General features: G+C 36.7%; 10 protein-coding genes, 1 tRNA gene and 2 rRNA genes. 7 read left to right on the top strand and 6 right to left on the bottom strand.

Annotation, left to right across the window (positions count from 1 at the left end):
* Window positions 1-43 precede the first annotated feature (43 nt).
* The 3 genes from CLU83_RS21300 (at window position 44) to CLU83_RS21310 (ending at window position 3,355) form a co-directional block, all read left to right on the top strand.
* Window positions 44-2,927 (top strand): 23S ribosomal RNA (locus CLU83_RS21300).
* A gap of 184 nt (window positions 2,928-3,111) precedes the next feature.
* Window positions 3,112-3,221: ribosomal RNA gene (rrf, locus tag CLU83_RS21305) — 5S ribosomal RNA — on the top strand.
* A gap of 61 nt (window positions 3,222-3,282) precedes the next feature.
* Window positions 3,283-3,355 (top strand) — tRNA-Phe (locus tag CLU83_RS21310).
* 91 nt (window positions 3,356-3,446) lie between these two features.
* Here the strand turns inward: CLU83_RS21310 and CLU83_RS21315 are convergent.
* Window positions 3,447-4,400, bottom strand: a complete 954-nt coding sequence (locus CLU83_RS21315; protein WP_198512334.1) for a transposase — start codon at window positions 4,398-4,400, stop codon at window positions 3,447-3,449.
* A gap of 22 nt (window positions 4,401-4,422) precedes the next feature.
* Window positions 4,423-4,770 (bottom strand): transposase, encoded by a 348-nt coding sequence (locus CLU83_RS21320; protein ID WP_100429739.1) that lies wholly within the window; start codon window positions 4,768-4,770, stop codon window positions 4,423-4,425.
* 523 nt (window positions 4,771-5,293) lie between these two features.
* On the opposite strand from CLU83_RS21320, the gene CLU83_RS21330 reads away from it, so the two are divergent.
* The gene (locus CLU83_RS21330) at window positions 5,294-5,698 is read left to right on the top strand and encodes a secretion protein (RefSeq protein ID WP_100433000.1); all 405 of its coding nucleotides are present in this window, start codon (window positions 5,294-5,296) and stop codon (window positions 5,696-5,698) included.
* 251 nt (window positions 5,699-5,949) lie between these two features.
* On the opposite strand, the gene CLU83_RS21335 is transcribed toward CLU83_RS21330, so the two are convergent.
* The 4 genes from CLU83_RS21335 to htpG all read right to left on the bottom strand — a co-directional run bounded on the left by CLU83_RS21335 (window position 5,950) and on the right by htpG (window position 11,529).
* The gene (locus tag CLU83_RS21335; RefSeq protein WP_100433446.1) at window positions 5,950-6,897 is read right to left on the bottom strand and encodes an MASE1 domain-containing protein; all 948 of its coding nucleotides are present in this window, start codon (window positions 6,895-6,897) and stop codon (window positions 5,950-5,952) included.
* Window positions 6,898-7,140: 243 nt separating this feature from the next.
* Window positions 7,141-7,953 carry a hypothetical protein gene (locus tag CLU83_RS21340; RefSeq protein ID WP_100433447.1) on the bottom strand — a complete coding sequence of 271 codons (813 nt, stop codon included), beginning with the start codon at window positions 7,951-7,953 and terminating at the stop codon, window positions 7,141-7,143.
* Between the two features lie 193 nt (window positions 7,954-8,146).
* On the bottom strand, window positions 8,147-9,337 hold the full coding sequence (locus tag CLU83_RS21345) for a pYEATS domain-containing protein (protein WP_100433448.1): 1,191 nt from the start codon (window positions 9,335-9,337) through the stop codon (window positions 8,147-8,149).
* 305 nt (window positions 9,338-9,642) lie between these two features.
* Complete coding sequence (gene htpG / locus CLU83_RS21350) at window positions 9,643-11,529, bottom strand: molecular chaperone HtpG (protein WP_100433449.1); 1,887 nt, start codon at window positions 11,527-11,529, stop codon at window positions 9,643-9,645.
* Between the two features lie 523 nt (window positions 11,530-12,052).
* Here htpG and CLU83_RS21355 point away from each other — a divergent pair.
* The 3 genes from CLU83_RS21355 to CLU83_RS21365 all read left to right on the top strand — a co-directional run bounded on the left by CLU83_RS21355 (window position 12,053) and on the right by CLU83_RS21365 (window position 14,349).
* Window positions 12,053-12,562, top strand: a complete 510-nt coding sequence (locus CLU83_RS21355; RefSeq protein WP_100433450.1) for a lipocalin family protein — start codon at window positions 12,053-12,055, stop codon at window positions 12,560-12,562.
* Between the two features lie 18 nt (window positions 12,563-12,580).
* Complete coding sequence (locus CLU83_RS21360) at window positions 12,581-13,270, top strand: OmpA family protein (RefSeq protein WP_100433451.1); 690 nt, start codon at window positions 12,581-12,583, stop codon at window positions 13,268-13,270.
* 134 nt (window positions 13,271-13,404) lie between these two features.
* A complete protein-coding gene (locus tag CLU83_RS21365; protein WP_100433452.1) occupies window positions 13,405-14,349 on the top strand; it encodes an ABC transporter ATP-binding protein in 945 nt (314 codons plus the stop codon).
* Window positions 14,350-14,354: the final 5 nt, after the last annotated feature.

Here is a 14,354-nt window from a genome sequence, read left to right on the forward strand (position 1 = left end):
TAATCTTGATACTTAATACTTAAATCTTAATACTTTGTAAGTACAATAAGCAAAATAAGGGCGTATGGGGGATGCCTTGGCTCTCAGAGGCGATGAAAGGCGTGATAAGCTGCGAAAAGTTACGGGGACGAGCACACATCGATTGATCCGTAAATACCTGAATGGGGCAACCCGCTATGTTGAAGACATAGCACACCGATAGGTGGGCAAACCCGCTGAACTGAAACATCTAAGTAGGCGGAGGAGAAGAAAACAAAAGTGATTCCGTAAGTAGTGGCGAGCGAACGCGGATTAGCCCAAACCAGTGCTGTTACGGCAGTGCTGGGGTTGTAGGACCACGAGATTTTATGCACAAAGAATTAGAATCTGCTGGAAAGCAGAGCCATAGAGAGTGATAGCCTCGTATAAGTAATAAGTGTAATAGATAGTGGTATCCTGAGTAGGGCGGGGCACGTGAAACCCTGTCTGAATTTGGCGGGACCATCCGCTAAGGCTAAATACTCCTGAGAGACCGATAGTGAACCAGTACCGTGAGGGAAAGGTGAAAAGAACCGTGAATAACGGAGTGAAATAGATCCTGAAACCATACGCTTACAAGCGGTCGGAGCCCTTTAGTGGGGTGACGGCGTGCCTTTTGCATAATGAGCCTACGAGTTAACGTTGCTGGCAAGGATAAATGGTTAAGCCATGGATCCGTAGCGAAAGCGAGTCTGAATAGGGCGCTTTAGTCAGTAGTGTTAGACGCGAAACCGTGTGATCTACCCATGGGCAGGATGAAGCGCTGGTAACACAGTGTGGAGGTCCGAACCGGTTGACGTTGAAAAGTCTTCGGATGACCTGTGGGTAGGGGTGAAAGGCCAATCAAACTCGGAAATAGCTCGTACTCCCCGAAATGCATTTAGGTGCAGCGCTGTGCATAAGTTATATAGAGGTAGAGCTACTGATTGGATGCGGGGGCTTCACCGCCTACCAATTCCTGACAAACTCCGAATGCTATATAATGTTTCACAGCAGTGAGGGCTTGGGTGCTAAGGTCCAAGTCCGAGAGGGAAAGAACCCAGACCATCAGCTAAGGTCCCCAAATATATGTTAAGTTGAAAGAACGAGGTTTGTCTGCCCAGACAGCTAGGATGTTGGCTTGGAAGCAGCCATTCATTTAAAGAGTGCGTAACAGCTCACTAGTCGAGCGGACGAGCATGGATAATAATCGGGCATAAACATATTACCGAAGCTATGGATTTGTATGTAAATACAAGTGGTAGGGGAGCATTCCAGCAGGGTTGAAGGTGTATCGTCAGGTATGCTGGACCGGCTGGAAAAGAAAATGTAGGCATAAGTAACGATAATGCGGGCGAGAAACCCGCACACCGAAAGACTAAGGTTTCCACAGCTATGCTAATCAGCTGTGGGTTAGTCGGGACCTAAGGCGAACCCGAAAGGGACAGTCGATGGCCAACGGGTTAATATTCCCGTACTACTGATTACTGTGATGGGGTGACGGAGTGATGAAAGCGCCGCGAACTGACGGAATAGTTCGTTGAAGTACCTACCTATAAGACCCGCAGGCAAATCCACGGGTTTTGGGGAAATACGATAGTACTCGGAGTCTTCGGACAAAGAGATAGTGCGCCTAAGGGCTTCCAAGAAAAACCTCTAAACTTCAGGTAATTAGTACCCGTACCGCAAACCGACACAGGTAGTCGAGGAGAGAATCCTAAGGTGCTCGAGAGATTCATGGCTAAGGAATTAGGCAAAATAGACCCGTAACTTCGGGAGAAGGGTCGCCCCCAGTAATGGGGGCCGCAGTGAAGAGGTCCAGGCGACTGTTTATCAAAAACACAGGGCTCTGCAAAATCGTAAGATGAAGTATAGGGCCTGACACCTGCCCGGTGCTGGAAGGTTAAGAGGAGATGTTATCTTCGGAGAAGCATTGAATTGAAGCCCCAGTAAACGGCGGCCGTAACTATAACGGTCCTAAGGTAGCGAAATTCCTTGTCGGGTAAGTTCCGACCTGCACGAATGGTGTAACGATCTGGACACTGTCTCAGCCATGAGCTCGGTGAAATTGTAGTAACGGTGAAGATGCCGTTTACCCGCAGTGGGACGAAAAGACCCTGTGCACCTTTACTATAGCTTAGTATTGACCTTGGATAAATGATGTGTAGGATAGGTTGGAGACTTTGAAGCGGCGTCGCCAGGCGTTGTGGAGTCATTGTTGAAATACAACCCTTTGTTTATCTGAGGCCTAACCCCGCTTAAGCGGGGGACATTGCTTGGTGGGTAGTTTGACTGGGGTGGTCGCCTCCAAAAGAGTAACGGAGGCTTCTAAAGGTTCCCTCAGTACGCTTGGTAACCGTGCGTAGAGTGCAATGGCATAAGGGAGCTTGACTGAGAGACATACAGGTCGATCAGGTACGAAAGTAGAGCATAGTGATCCGGTGGTTCCGCATGGAAGGGCCATCGCTCAAAGGATAAAAGGTACGCCGGGGATAACAGGCTGATCTCCCCCAAGAGCTCATATCGACGGGGGGGTTTGGCACCTCGATGTCGGCTCGTCACATCCTGGGGCTGGAGAAGGTCCCAAGGGTTGGGCTGTTCGCCCATTAAAGTGGCACGCGAGCTGGGTTCAGAACGTCGTGAGACAGTTCGGTCTCTATCTACTGTGGGCGCAAGAAATTTGAGTGGATCTGATTCTAGTACGAGAGGACCGAATTGGACTAACCTCTAGTGTATCTGTTGTCCCGCCAGGGGCACCGCAGAGTAGCTACGTTGGGAAGGGATAAGCGCTGAAAGCATATAAGCGCGAAACCCACCACAAGATGAGATTTCTTTTAAGGATCGTGGGAGATGACCACGTTGATAGGCTATAGATGTAAAGGCAGTAATGTCATAGTCGAGTAGTACTAATAATCCGTAAGCTTATGTACGCCACCTCCACCTTCCCCTCCAAAGGAGGGGGGACGGAACTTTCTAATACACTTTTTATATTCTTTATCTCAGTATGTTAAGATATTATTTTAATTATTAATGGTTAATGATCACACGAGGCGAAAGCCGAACTGAGCGTAGCTAATTATTAATTAAAAAGTTGTCCAAAGCAACTAACGGCCTTAAGGTGGTTATTGCGGCGGGGCTCACCTCTTCCCATCCCGAACAGAGTAGTTAAGCCCGCCTGCGCAGATGGTACTGCAGTTATGTGGGAGAGTATGTCGCTGCCTTTCTTTATTAAAACCCTGTTTCATACCGAAACAGGGTTTTTTATACTAAACTTATTGAGTATTAGGTACCTTAGCTCAGATGGTAGAGCAATGGACTGAAAATCCATGTGTCCCTGGTTCGATCCCTGGAGGTACCACTTTAATGCTCGGATGGTGAAATTGGTAGACACGCTGGACTTAAAATCCAGTGAACAGCAATGTTCGTGGATCAGGAGCAAAAGTTGGGGATTATGCAAAAAGATTGGATAATCTGAATAAGAAGAAATCTATATTTCTCACTCCTCTAAACTGACTTCTAAAAGCTTTTATTTTTGCATTGAAAGATTCGGCAGAAGCATTTGTGCTTCTATTGTCAAAATAGTTTAAAATTGACTGGTAGTTAAAAGTTATAGTATTGAGCAGAATATTAAAGTTTTTAAAGCCTGATTCCTCTACATTTCTATACCAATGCGCCAGTTTGGTCATGGCAATGTGTTTGTCATTGTTGTTATTGTAAATCCCTCGAAGTTGTTGATTTAGATTATATGCTGTCTTTATATCGGGGTATAATTCAAATAACATTTGAGCCCTTTCTTTTTGATTTTCAGTCCATTTTTCGCGAGATTTATAGAGTAGATACCTGCTTCTGGCCAAAAGTTGTTTTAGAGAATCTCCATTAGGCAAGAGCTCTGGGATATATGTTTTATTCTCTCTTTTTGCCTGCAATATCAATTGATTCTCAAAATCCATAGCTTCCCATCGATGCTTGATTCTAATCTCTTGTAAAGCTTCCAATGCTAATTTTTGAACATGAAACCTATCGGTCACTTGTATTGCTTTTGGAAAGCATCTCTTAGAGATTAGTTTCATGGAATTAGCCATGTCAAGTGTTATCTCTTTGACACAGCTCCTCTTCTTATAATCAATCTTACTGATGTGTTCTATAACCTGATCAGCCTTGGTTCCAGCAACAATAGCAACTAATGAACCTTTTTTGCCTTTGAATTTCTTGTTGGTTACAATAGTATAAAGTTCACCCTGAGATAAAGCTACTTCGTCAATTGATAAATGAGTACCTATATTTTCAGGATAAACAATCCATTGATGTGCATGTTCTCGTGGATCCCAAGTATTAAAGGAACTCAAGTGCTTTTTGTATTGTCTTTGGAGCTTCTTTCCGTTCACTCCGAAAAAACCTCCAATGGTATGACAATCGGTAGCGCTGTTATCTATTAATTTCTTTTAAAAAAGCCGCAAACTCTTGAGTCATGCGGGTTCCTTTGGCAACTAAATTCCAATCTCTTTTAATAATTTCTCCTGTGGTTTTATTAGTCCAGCGACGTCTTTTGATATGCAAATACACAAACTTACCTCTTAGAGGAAAATCCTGAATAGTGATCTCATCCAAAAAGCCCTTTGATACCAGTTCAAATGTATTAAACTCTTGTGGAGGCTTAATTTTTTCCTCAAAATACAAGTGTAATATTTCTTCTGTATTAGTAGTAGAAACCACTTCAAAGTGGTCTACTAAAAAATCAGGCAGCATCAATTTTAAAAGGTCAATAGGAGTCATCTCAAATTATAAGATTACAAAGTTCTTATTTTATTTTAACATTTCCTCCCCAGGTTTTGTTCTTGATCCATGTTCGTGCGGGTTCAAGTCCCGCTCTGAGTACAAGGAAAAACTTCATTTGGCTAAGCTAAATGAAGTTTTTTGTTTTTAATTATACCTATTAAGATTTTTTTGGGATCAGGTGCAAAAGTTGGGATTATGCAAAAAAGATTCGATAATGTGAAGAAGAAGAAATGGATCATATCTGAAAGTTATGACTTAATAATTGAGATTGTTTCTTACCTCGCTATGACCCGTACACTTTCTTACGATGAGCTGAGGGATTCTAAACCGATTCTAAAAAAAGTAATTTTAAAAACTATTCTAAATTACCTGAGTTGTATGCTGTGTTGTCTGGATATGTAATACATCGTTTTCGTAAGGTTAAAATAGCATCTGCATCAGAAAAAACAGTTGTGTTTTGGTTGGAATTATGATGTTACTTTAGCAATAGAAATTATTACTAATTTAAAACGGCAGTATCATGAAAACGATTTTAAAATTAAGTCTGGTAGTATTAATAGCTTTGACGAGCATCAATACGTACGCAATCAACGGTGATTTTTTGCTTCATGTAAAAAAAGAAAACGGAAAAGAAATCAGTTTTTCGGTAAATGAGATTCAAAAAGCTGATGTAACGATTTATGATCAGTTTCATCATGTGATTTATAATGAAACCGCAACAGGAAAAGAAGGAATTGCAAGAGCATACAGCCTTGAGGAATTTCCGGAGGGAGTTTACTTCTTGGAAGTGGAAACCAATCTGAAGAAAGTCACCCACGAGATTGTGGTTACAAATGAGGAATCAACATTGTCCAGAAAAGCGGTTGCTGAAGTGTATAAAGGCAATCTGAAGATGGAAAATAAAAACATTGCAACGGTGAATTAATTGGTTGCATTTTGGTTAAGTTAGGATTTTGAGATAACAGCTCTTCTTTGGGCTGTTTTTTTTGTTTAAATACTTTCAGATTAGCCAAAATGCTGTTCTGAAAACATATTTGCATGAGGGATGGAAATGGCATCTCCCGGTTTAGAAAAATAAGGCTTTTTTGCCGTAGTTTTTGTTAATCGGGAATATAATGCACAGCCCGACCCTTGGGGCATGCCAAAAAAAGAATCTATTTAGAAAGTTTTGTGAATTTAAATTTTTGAAACTTCTGGTTTATGATGTAAATAATCAGAATAGTATCCTGACAATATTAAGGCAATAACTGTGGTTAATCCAAAAAAAGGATTAATATTAATGAGTGAATCTTCGGAATTGACTACTACAAATGAACCATAACCGAGGTATCCGTATATTGATGATAAAAGGGCAAACATAGAGGCTAAGATAGATACTCCTCTAATTCTAAAACGGAATGTCGCCCATAATAATATTATGATGAACAGATATTGATCATTTGGATGGTCATAAGCAATTAGGACACAAACCAAAACTGTTGCTAATCCTAATAAAATTGCTTCTAAAAGTGATGTCGAAATAATTTTTATGTGATGACGATAGAACCAAGACATTAGAAAAGGAGTTATAAGTATAGTGCCGATTAAATCACCTTTCCATAGAGTTGTCCAATTTGAAATAAAGTGGTTTGGAGTACTTAATCCCCAAAACGAAATTGCTGAAACGCAGAACAAAGAACAGATACCGCAATATAAAGTGCTAATTGTTAAAAAGGATATAACCGATGATCCTGTTTTTAATGGATATTCGCCTTTGTTGATTAAATTGATTAAGTAAGCACTAACAGTTACTCCGATTGCTACTCCTGTAGCTACAGATGCTGATGAAAGTATAGTTTCGAGTAATGATTTGTCCAGCATTTTGCAGACATCCCAAAAGGAAAACATATTTGCTATAAATGAACCAATCCAAATTCCGGCTATAGCTTTTCGTCCTATAATTAATACTGCTGCAAGTGCAAATCCCACATCCGGGAAAATAGGTGAGAGATTATCTGGGGAGACGGTTATCCTAAAGCTCAAAAAAGCAAGTACATTGAAAACAATTGCAACCAATATAATTTTAAAAAGTGAAGATTTTAAAAAGAGTGGGGTGTAATAATCATTTATATCTAACTTGTACATAATGAGCTGATTTTATTATTATTCTTTTGTAAAAAGAATGATAATTAATTTAACAAATTTAATATTTAAATTTTAATTGCTAATTTTTTTGAAATTTAATTTTGTGGTAAATGGATGTTTGTTGGTCATTGATTGCGAAAAAAAGTGATTTTAAGGGTATATGATTTTCTCTGTGGTGAAACATATATAAAAAAAGAGACTGCCTTTTTGGGACAGTCTCGGGAGATTTTTTTATCTGTGATTTTACATAGTAAAAGGGAATACTATTCCGTTTTGTGTGTAAGCTGCATCTTTGTCACAGTCACCATTACCGTAGTCGATAGTTCCATTTAAAAGAACACTTTCTACTTTCAATTTTCCTTTCGATACATAATCGCAATTATAATTTTTGACTAATGTTTCTAAAACAGTTAAAGTGATTTTGGCTCCGTTTTGTTTGCTAACAGAATGCGTTCCTTCTGTCATTTCGTATGTATTGTCATCTAAAGTGAGTGTTGAAACTCCTGCTGTTTGTTTTATAGTATGAGTACCTGAGTTTAAATATACTTCTCCCTTAGTATCTGTAAATATTCCATTGGTAACTGTTCTTGTCCATTGAGGGGTGTTTGCACTTACAGTTGTATTTTTGTACTCAATTTTCCCTTCCGCTTTGTTTCCATTTACATAGTAGTTTACTCTTTCAATTGTCATAATACTTCCAGTTTGAGTAATATAATTTGAAAAAGTAACTTTTAATTTTCCTTTTCTTGTAATGCCATTTGTCGTGCAGCCTGTTCCAAAATCAATATAGAATGTCTTAGGAAAAGCAGATGTTACAGGATCCACAGTTACTGTCGCGCATGAAGCTGTTAAGGATTTGCCAGTTTGTTTTCCAGTTAATTTTTCAAATGATATTTGATTTCCCGTTTTAATATCCAGTTCGTTCACTAAATCAATAGAGGCAGAGGCTACAACCGGACTATTATCTGTTGCTGCCAAAGAGTCTTCCTTGGTGCATGAAATAAATGAAAAGAAAGTAAATGCAAAAGCAAATAATAATGAGGATCTGTTTTTCATAAAATTTAAATTTGGTTAAGTTTTTTGTTTGGGTAGCCAAATTTATTATTTTATGGGAATTAATTATTATTATGATTGTTAAATTTTTAAAGATAGTTTTTATTTGTGCGTATTAAATTATAAATCTGGTAAATTTAAGTAAGCACGACTATGTTAGTATTATAACTCAATAGATGATGATGGAAAAATCACATTAATGAGTTTTGAAATAACTTGAAACATTTGGTAATTCGGCTAAATCAAGTTCTAGTTCAGTTAAACCATTATCAGCAAAAGCTCCTATGGTAAATGAGCCGTAACTATAAAAATTGAGTTCGGCAGATTGGTTGTCGACTTTCACTAGTTTGAATGGTGGATTACCAAAGGTATTATGCAGAGCAAATAATATATATTCTCCATTCTTGAGAGGATTGTTTTTTGGGTTTGTAGAGACGACTTGTAAGTTAATTTGATACAATCCTTTGGTTTCCTCTGTAACAGTTGCTTTTAATTCTCGTTCATTGTTAATTGCTTTGGATTTCCATTGTCCTTTTTGAGGGTCGCTATTATTTAGAATTAAGCCTTTATGTAGTTTTAGTTTGGCTTCGTCTATCATTTTATCTACATCCGATTTTATGTTTGTATTGTCTTTTTTTATTTCGTCAGAATTAATTATTTCCTTGACAACGGTTTCAAAAGCAGTGCTTGATATTGAGGGTTCATTAATCTTAGTTATTAATGATTGTGCCAATTGGTCTTTTTCCTGAATTATACTTTGGCTTTGGATAATTTTTATTTCCTTTTCTTGAATTGCTTCTTTTACTTCATGAATTTTTTCATTTGCCTTTTCTAGTTCCTTTCTAATCATATTATCGTCGGCATATTTATATTTATTTGATAAAACGAGCCTCATGTAATTGTATCCAATATACAATCCTAAAAAACCGAAATAGATTACTATTCCTATACTGTAAATATTCAGCAGCTGGCCATCATATTTGGAAGATGTTCTTACGTATTCTCCCAATGAAATCAGATAGCCTGGAATTTCTTTTAGATTGACTAATCCAAGGCCAACAATTATTTTGGTTAACCAATCGGAAATTTCGACCAAACTGTTGTTTAGGGAATAAACGCTTTCTTTTTCATTGTTTCGCTTGGGCATTCCAAAAAGTGTTCCCATGAAAAAAGAACTTACAAAAGCTGCTATTCCGAGGATTATTCCAATAAAAAGAATCTTGCCTCCCATTTCCGGAATGGTGATAGGAAAACCAATTACAGGAACCATTCCTAAAAAAATGCCCATATATAATGTAAGCAAGATTGTGGTTTCAGCTTCTTTTATTGTGTTTTTTTCTTTCTCTAATTCTGTTTGATTTTGGCTTTTGAGTTCGTTATTTTCCATATTACTTAATTTTAAATTAGGGACTATTTCAATTAGTAATAAAATTATTCTGCAAGCTTATTTTTAAAACAAAGGGAATGGTGCGTATTTCAGAAAAAAAACAAATCAAATCCATTTTGTAATTCTTAAAATTAATCAAAAAAGTAATATGAAATAGGTATAAGGGTCTATTTTTCAACATTATGACTGTTAGTTTTTAATTTCCTTTTGAAAGATTGGACCAATTAGAAAATAAAAAACCCTGCAAAGTTAGATTTGCAGGGTCATTAGTCTTCAGTACTAATTTGTGAGTAATACTCTTGGAATTATTTTATCAATTCAAAACTTCTTTTTACAAAAGCGGTTAATGCTTCTCCTTTTAATAAGTTTTGAGACAATTTGGCCAAATCTAATGCTTGTTTTACCAAGTTTTCTTGAGCAGATTTGTCATTATTATTTAGGATGCTGGTAGCCAAATCGGAGTTTGTATTTACAACCAAATTGTACATTTCCGGCATATTGCCCATTCCAAACATTCCGCCACCGCCTGTTTGACTCATTTCTTTCATTCTACGCATAAATTCTGGCTGCGTGATAATGAATGGAGCAGCTTCGCTGTCTAAAGCTTCAAGCTGTACTGTGTAAGTTTGTTTTGGAACAATAGTTTCAAGAACGGTTTTCAGGCTTTCTTTTTCTTCATCAGATAATTTAGAAATAGCAGATTCTTCTTTTTTGATTAAATTATCAATATGGTCAGAATCCACACGCACAAAATGCAATCCGCTGTTATCGCCTTCAATTTTTTGAATTAAATGCGAGATAATCGGTGAGTCTAAAAGCAATACTTCGTATCCTTTTTCTTTTGCAATTTCGATATAAGAATGCTGTGCTTCTTTATTTCCTGCATATAAAACAACCAGTTTTCCGTCTTTATCAGTTTGTTTTTCTTTTATTTTCTCTTTTAATTCTTCAAGAGTAAAGTAAGTATTATCAACTGTTGGGTATAATACAAAAGCTCCTGCTTTTTCATAGAATTTATCTTCAGAAAGCATTCCGTATTCCAGAACGATTTTAATGTCATTCCATTTTTGTTCGAAATCTGCTCTGTTTTCGTTGAATAAAGATTTCAGTTTATCAGCAACTTTACGAGTGATGTAGTTAGAGATTTTCTTAACCGCACCATCAGCCTGCAATCCTGAACGGGAAACATTCAAAGGAATATCTGGCGAATCCACAACACCGCGAAGCATCATCAAGAATTCAGGGACAATTCCTTCTACATTATCCGTTACATATACTTGGTTTTGGTACAATTGAATTTTGTCTTTCTGAATTTGCAAGTCAGAACCCAATTTAGGGAAATACAAAATACCAGTTAAATTAAAAGGATAATCTACATTCAAATGAATATGAAACAATGGTTCTTCAAACTGCATTGGATACACTTCGCGGTAGAAATCTTTGTAATCAGCATCCGATAAATCTGTTGGCTGTTTGGTCCAAGCTGGGTTTGGATTGTTGACGATATTGTCAACTTCAACTGTTTCTGCTTTGTAATCTTCTGGAGCGTCTTCTGGCTTTGGAAGCGTTTGAGATTTTGTTCCAAATTTAATTGGAATAGGCATAAACTTATTGTATTTGCTCAATAAGCCAGAGATTTTAAATTCTTCCAAGAACTCAAGAGAATCTTCGGCAATGTGCAAAATGATTTCAGTACCTCTAGTCGTTTTGTCAGTCGGTTCCAATGTGAATTCTGGGCTTCCGTCACATGTCCAGTGTGCAGCTGGTTCGTCTTTGTATGATTTGGTGATGATTTCCACTTTTTCGGCAACCATAAAAGCGGAATAAAAACCAAGTCCAAAGTGACCAATAATACCCGAATCTTTAGCAGAATCTTTGTATTTATCCAAGAATTCTTCAGCACCAGAAAAAGCAACCTGATTGATGTACTTTTCTACTTCATCAGCAGTCATTCCCAATCCTTGGTCAATGATGTGGAGTTTTTTGCCTTCTTTGTCAATTTTAACTTCAATAATTGGCGTACCATATTCAACATTGGCTTCTCCAATACTGGTTAGATGTTTTAATTTTAAAGTTGCATCGGTTCCGTTAGAAATTAATTCACGCAAGAAAATTTCGTGATCACTGTATAAGAATTTCTTGATTAAGGGAAAGATGTTCTCAACCGAAACATTAATTTTACCTGTTGTCATATTTTTTTATATTATTAATGGTTTTACAATCGGAAAAGTAACTTTCAAATAGAATACCAAATACTATAAAAGTGACAAATTGTCGTAAGTGAATTGTATGAACCAAAGTTCGATCTAATTTATTTTGGAGCAGAAAGATTAGGCTTTTTAGGCAATATGGTCCCGCTTTCCGTTACAATCTTTTGTGCCGAACCCCAACACAAAAAGGATTTTCACTGCAATCTGAACTAAGGGGAAGTATTTTGCATTTTTGCAAACGAGCACCAGATGAGTATTATAATTGTTTTAAATATGTAAATTTTTTTAAGGAGCAGACATTTCAAAATTCTTTTAAAAAAAAACATTGTCAATCTTTTATATTATGCGATTTATGATGCAAATTGTCTTTCAAATAGAACCCAATTTGTTACACAAATACCACATTGCAGCTACTTGTCGTAAGGAAATTATATAAATAAAAAAATAATTTTGAACGAAATTCATACGTACCTTTGTAGCTAAATTAATTTTAAATCGAGAAAAAATGAGAAAAATTCTTTTAATATGTACTATGACCATGTTGGTCTTTGCCTGTAAGTCTGGATCTACAACACCTACAACGCCAGAACCAGTTTCTAATGCTCCAATGACAAAATTAGATAGGGCTTCTCAAGTTGGAATAAAAGGAGATTGGCAAATTGTAAGCGTTAGCTATCCAGGATCTGATTATATTAAAGTAAATTCTTTTAATCTTGCTGATTCAAAATGTTTGATAGGAAGCACTTGGCATTTTATTTCGAACAATAATAAAGGGAATTTGACTTTAAACAGTCCAAACTGTACTGGATTTACTTCGGCAATTACTTGGTATATCAATAAAGAGGGACAGTTTGTTTTAAAGATATTAGACGAAGGATTGAAATCTAAAAAAGTAAAAACAGGTTTTGTTCTAGGGGTAAGAAATCAATCGGAAACTTCATTTGAATTGGTCGATAAAATAAATGTAGGAAGTAAACCAACAGATGTTGTTTATTTATTTCAAAAAGTTAATTAATACACAAATACGAAAAAGATGAGAAAAATTGCAATTATAGGATTGAGTGGGTTATTTATGCTGAGTATACTTTTTACAGGATGTGATTCTGTAAAAAATGCCAATAATACTCAAAAAGGTGCGGGAATAGGTGCTGTTGCAGGAGGAATTATTGGAGCTGTTCTTGGAAACAATTTAGGGAAAGGCGGAAACGCTGCCTTAGGAGCTGCAATTGGTGCTGCTGTTGGTGGTGGTACTGGAGCATTAATTGGAAACAAAATGGATAAGCAAGCCCGCGAAATAGATCAAGCATTGCCTGGGGCTGATGTTGAAAGAGTTGGAGAAGGAATTCATTTGGTTTTGAATGAAAATGCAGTTCGTTTTGATCTAAATAAGGCGACTTTAACCTCTCAGGCTAAAGCTAATTTGGATAAATTGATTCCAGTATTTAATTCGTATGCAGATACTAATATTGAAATATTTGGTTATACAGATTCTACAGGAAAAGCTGATTATAATTTAACTCTTTCACAAAAAAGAGCCGAATCGGTAAAAACATATTTGATATCAAAGGGGTTAGTCGCCAGCCGTTTTAAAACATCTGGTTTTGGAATTGCAGATCCAATTGCATCTAATGATACAAAAGAAGGACAAAGTCAAAACCGTCGTGTAGAATTTGCAATTACAGCAAATAATAAAATGGTTGAAGATGCCAAAAAACAACAATAGAGCTTAAGTCTCAATTATGTTTTAAAAAACTGCTTTATTGTAAAGCAGTTTTTTTTTCGATATAAATGAATTATCAGTATAATTTTTTTGCTAAAGAAACTATCTTTGTTATCCTAAAATTTTAATAGTATAGAATGCTTCAAGTTCAAAATATTTCATTCGGCTATACCGAAAAAATCATTATTCAGAATGTTGACTTCACTGTTGCCAAAGGACAAAATATATCAATTCTTGGCGAGAGCGGCTGTGGAAAAAGTACGCTTTTAAAACTGCTTTATGGAATGTATGATTTAAATCATGGACGGATTTTGTATAATGAAACTGAGATTCGCGGGCCTAAATATAATCTGATCCCGGGAATGCCTTTTATGAAATATCTGGCACAGGATTTTGATTTGATGCCCTATGAAACCGTATCTGAAAATGTAGGCAAGTTTCTTTCCAATGGTTTTTTACCATTAAAAAAACTGCGTATTCAAGAATTACTGGAAATGGTTGAAATGACCGAATTTGCCAATGTAAAAGCCAAATTATTAAGCGGCGGACAGCAGCAGCGTGTGGCTCTGGCCAGAGTTTTGGCCTTGGAACCAGAAGTATTGCTGTTAGACGAACCTTTCAGCCATATTGATAATTTTAGAAAAAATGCACTCCGCAGAAACCTTTTTTCTTATTTAAAGAAAAAAGAAATCACTTGTTTCATTGCAACCCACGATAGTGTTGATGCGCTTTCTTTCTCGGACGAGACCATTATTTTGTATCAGGGAAGAATTATGGAAAAAGGACCTTCAGCCGATGTTTATAAATACCCTTTGAATAAATATGTTGCCTCACTTTTTGGAGAAGTGAATGAATTGAAATTATCTCAGTTAATGCCAATTGAAGGAGAAGATGATATTGTTTTATTGTATCCGCATCAGTTAAAACTTGACTCCAACGGCTCTATAAAAGCAATAGTAAAAGAATCTTTTTTTAAAGGAAGCCGGTTTTTAATAAAAGCAGTTTTCGACCGAAGAGTTATTTTCTTTGAACATGAAACTGCTTTAGAATTCAATCAGGAAGTAGGATTGAGGATTATTTAGACTTT

Origin of the sequence: Flavobacterium sp. 1 (assembly GCF_002797935.1) — a bacterium.
Classification (GTDB): Bacteria; Bacteroidota; Bacteroidia; order Flavobacteriales; family Flavobacteriaceae; genus Flavobacterium.

Coding starts and splice junctions, on each gene's coding strand:
- CLU83_RS21320 (WP_100429739.1), bottom strand. CDS start 4,770: ATGACTCCTATTGACCTTTTAAAATTGATGCTGCCTGATTTTTTAGTA.
- htpG (WP_100433449.1), bottom strand. CDS start 11,529: ATGACAACAGGTAAAATTAATGTTTCGGTTGAGAACATCTTTCCCTTA.
- CLU83_RS21345 (WP_100433448.1), bottom strand. CDS start 9,337: ATGGAAAATAACGAACTCAAAAGCCAAAATCAAACAGAATTAGAGAAA.
- CLU83_RS21340 (WP_100433447.1), bottom strand. CDS start 7,953: ATGAAAAACAGATCCTCATTATTATTTGCTTTTGCATTTACTTTCTTT.
- CLU83_RS21335 (WP_100433446.1), bottom strand. CDS start 6,897: ATGTACAAGTTAGATATAAATGATTATTACACCCCACTCTTTTTAAAA.
- CLU83_RS21360 (WP_100433451.1), top strand. CDS start 12,581: ATGAGAAAAATTGCAATTATAGGATTGAGTGGGTTATTTATGCTGAGT.
- CLU83_RS21365 (WP_100433452.1), top strand. CDS start 13,405: ATGCTTCAAGTTCAAAATATTTCATTCGGCTATACCGAAAAAATCATT.
- CLU83_RS21330 (WP_100433000.1), top strand. CDS start 5,294: ATGAAAACGATTTTAAAATTAAGTCTGGTAGTATTAATAGCTTTGACG.
- CLU83_RS21355 (WP_100433450.1), top strand. CDS start 12,053: ATGAGAAAAATTCTTTTAATATGTACTATGACCATGTTGGTCTTTGCC.